General features: G+C 70.4%; 5 protein-coding genes. All 5 read right to left on the reverse strand.

Translation table 11 applies throughout. The features are described from left to right. On the reverse strand, positions 1-382 hold a 382-nt coding region (locus CEK68_RS20775), incomplete at its 3' end, for a DUF3887 domain-containing protein (protein WP_152240522.1). A gap of 1 nt (position 383) precedes the next feature. Beyond that, the gene (locus tag CEK68_RS20780) at positions 384-560 is read right to left on the reverse strand and encodes a DUF4177 domain-containing protein (RefSeq protein WP_152240523.1); all 177 of its coding nucleotides are present in this window, start codon (positions 558-560) and stop codon (positions 384-386) included. Further along, positions 557-736, reverse strand: coding sequence for a hypothetical protein (locus CEK68_RS20785; protein ID WP_010341193.1), 180 nt, complete (start codon positions 734-736; stop codon positions 557-559). The genes CEK68_RS20780 and CEK68_RS20785 overlap by 4 nt, the downstream gene beginning before the upstream one ends. After that, positions 733-1,023, reverse strand: coding sequence for a hypothetical protein (locus tag CEK68_RS20790; protein ID WP_152240524.1), 291 nt, complete (start codon positions 1,021-1,023; stop codon positions 733-735). Before CEK68_RS20790 ends, CEK68_RS20785 begins: the two co-directional genes overlap by 4 nt. 13 nt (positions 1,024-1,036) lie before the next feature. Next, on the reverse strand, positions 1,037-1,454 hold a 418-nt coding region (locus CEK68_RS20795; RefSeq protein WP_255424791.1), incomplete at its 5' end, for an SPFH domain-containing protein.

The raw sequence follows: 1,454 nt of genomic DNA on the forward strand, positions 1-1,454 counted from the left end.
GCGCCGGCGGTGGTGCGGGAGTGAACAGCAGGCCGGCGATCTTGCCGTCCGCGTCGATCGACACATGCGCCAGCAGTGCGCCACGCTCGAACTGCAGGCGCTGTTCGATCACGCGCAGCCCGTGCTGCTCGCGTTCGCTGGCCGGGACGCGCTGCTGCAGCGCGCCCAGTTGCGTGGACAGCGTGCGCCAGGCCTGGGCCAGCTTTTCGGGTGGCACCGCCTTGGCCATCGCCGGGGTGAACTCGGCCTCGACCGCGGCCAGGTCGCCGGCCTGCAGGCGATCCAGCAGCGCGCTGGCGGTCTGTTGTGGCGCCGCCGCCAGCGCCGTGAGCGGCGCCAGCAGCGCCGTCAGCAAAGCCGCGAGGACCCGATGCCGGCGCATGTCAGACCTCCCGCTTGAACATCAGCAGCGGTTTGGTGCCCGGCAGTGCGACGATGTTGACCAGTTCCCAGCCGAGCTTGCCGTGATTGTTCAGGTCGGCCTGCAGTTCGTCCAGTTTCAGGCCCAGCATCAGCGTGGTCTTGGCCTCGACGGTGAGGTATTCCCAGCGCTTGCTCATGCTTCCGGTTCCTTGTCGTCACGCGGCTTGGGCAGCCGGCCCGCCTTGCGCAGCGCGTCGCGCAACACGTATTCGATCTGCGCGTTGAGGCTGCGCAGTTCGTCGTCGGCCCAGCGCTGCGCCGCCGCCAGCACGTCGGCGTTGATGCGCAGCGGATAGGCCTTCTTCTCGCTCATGACCGCTCCCGCCGCGCGGCGTCGCTGCGCCGCAGGTGCAGCAGCATCGACACGATCAGCGCGTTCACCACCAGCAGCAGTGCGATCGCCACCGCATAGACGCCGGCGCGCTGGCCGCCGCTCCAGTACAGCGCCGCGGCGCCGAGCAGGATCGCCAGGCCGATCAGCGCCCAGCGCAGGCCCAGCCCGCGCGCGCGGTCGTCGCCCTTGCCGCCGACCCAGGCGGCGATGACCAGGGCCGGCAGGCCGGAGAGGGCGAGCGCCAGCGGCGCGATGGCGGCGTGCATGGACATCGGCACCTCAGTACAGCGAGCCGGCGTTGACGATCGGCTGGGTGCCGCGGTCCGAGCACAGCACGGTCAGCAGGTTGCTGACCATGTGCGCCTTGCGCTCCTCGTCCAGTTCGACCACGCCGTTCTTCTGCAGTTCGGCCAGGGCCATCTCGACCATGCCCACCGCGCCGGCGACGATGCGCGTGCGCGCGGCGATCACCGCATTGGCCTGCTGCCGCTGCAGCATCGCCTGGGCGATCTCCGGGGCGTAGGCGAGGTGGCTGATGCGCGCCTCGATCACGTCCACGCCGGCCTGGGTCAGGCGTTCGTCGAGGTGGCGCTTGAGCTGCTCGCTGATCTCGTTGGGATGGCTGCGCAGCGAGATCTGCCCGTCCTCGTGCTGGTCGTAGGGATAGCTGGTGGCCATCGCGCGCAGCGCCGCCTCG

Source organism: Xanthomonas sp. LMG 12461 (assembly GCF_009192935.1).
In the GTDB taxonomy this organism is placed as follows: Bacteria; Pseudomonadota; Gammaproteobacteria; order Xanthomonadales; family Xanthomonadaceae; genus Xanthomonas_A; species Xanthomonas_A sontii.

Coding starts and splice junctions, on each gene's coding strand:
- CEK68_RS20790 (WP_152240524.1), bottom strand. CDS start 1,023: ATGCACGCCGCCATCGCGCCGCTGGCGCTCGCCCTCTCCGGCCTGCCG.
- CEK68_RS20785 (WP_010341193.1), bottom strand. CDS start 736: ATGAGCGAGAAGAAGGCCTATCCGCTGCGCATCAACGCCGACGTGCTG.
- CEK68_RS20780 (WP_152240523.1), bottom strand. CDS start 560: ATGAGCAAGCGCTGGGAATACCTCACCGTCGAGGCCAAGACCACGCTG.